We start from the raw sequence: 1,074 nt of genomic DNA on the forward strand, positions 1-1,074 counted from the left end.
GGCGTCGCGGACGCCGTGCGATCCGCCGGACCGGGCGGGCCCACCGGCCTCCGCGCCGCTAGGCGCGGATGTTGACGTCCACGCAGGCGTAGAAGGCGTTACCGGTGTCGGCGACGTTCCACCTGGCCAGCAGCGTGTGCCGTCCGCTGTACCCCGACAGGTCCACGGTGTGGCTGAACGACCACGGCGGACGGGCGCCGTGGTCGTTGAACACGGCCACACGGTGGTTGCCGATGAAGTACTCCCAGGTGGAGGTGGAGTGCGCGGCCGTGATGGTCCACTCGAAGGTCTGGACGCGGCCGACGTCGGTCACCCGCCAGCCCCGGCTGTTGTCGTTCAGCTCGGCGAAGCGGCCGACGCCGCCGTTGCACTGCATGAGCCCCTTGGGGCCCTCCACGCTCTGCGGCTCCCACTGGATGCCGCCGCACTGGACGATGCCCGCGGCGCACTGGGCCTGGCGGCTCATCGGGTTGGAGATGTAGCCGTGGGCGTTGGCCGTGCCCGCGGGCATGAGGCCGAAGAAGAGGGTGGTGGCGGCGGCCAGCGCCGCCGCGGTGCGGAGCCGGTGCCGGTTGCGGGGGCGGGGGGTGTCGGACTTGCGGTTCAGCATGTGCGGGTCCTTCGGTCATGGATCGCGCCCCGGCGCGCAGGGCCGGGACGGTAGCGGGAATCCGTCGGGGGAGACCCGGGCCGGTACCTGCCCGGGGCGAAGGCGAGCGCTCGTGACTGCGGGGGAGGGCCACGGGCGTCGAGTCCCTGGGGACGCGGCGCCCGGAGTCCCTCTGGAACAGGGGTTTCCCGCTCGGGGAGGCCGGTAAGCGGGCCGTGACGAGGAGTCGGGCCCCCCGGCCGCAGGACCGGTCGGGGCCGCTCACCGGGCGGTACGGGAGGGGCCGCCGAACACGGGGGGACGGGAGCTGGAAGGACCCGGCCCCGCCGCGCGTGTGGTCCGCACCTGCCGGAGGTGGACCAATCCCGGCGCGGAGGGGAGTCGGCATTAGACCTCACCCCGAGGACACTGTTTCCTTCCCTCTCCTTCCTTTTCCCTTCCTGGAACCGAGTCCTCCCCTGGTT

General features: G+C 72.8%; 1 protein-coding gene. It reads right to left on the reverse strand.

All coding sequences use genetic code 11. The features are described from left to right. Positions 1 to 58: 58 nt before the first annotated feature. Entirely contained in the window at positions 59 to 610 is a 552-nt protein-coding gene (locus DQW06_RS27555) for a lytic polysaccharide monooxygenase auxiliary activity family 9 protein (RefSeq protein ID WP_117199581.1), read from the reverse strand. Positions 611 to 1,074: the final 464 nt, after the last annotated feature.

The sequence above is a fragment of the Nocardiopsis sp. TNDT3 genome, from assembly GCF_003427465.1.
Taxonomy (GTDB): domain Bacteria; phylum Actinomycetota; class Actinomycetes; order Streptosporangiales; family Streptosporangiaceae; genus Nocardiopsis; species Nocardiopsis dassonvillei.

What these genes read in the sequence shown, in the direction of transcription:
- DQW06_RS27555 (WP_117199581.1), bottom strand. Translation starts at nt 610, where the DNA reads ATGCTGAACCGCAAGTCCGACACCCCCCGCCCCCGCAACCGGCACCGG.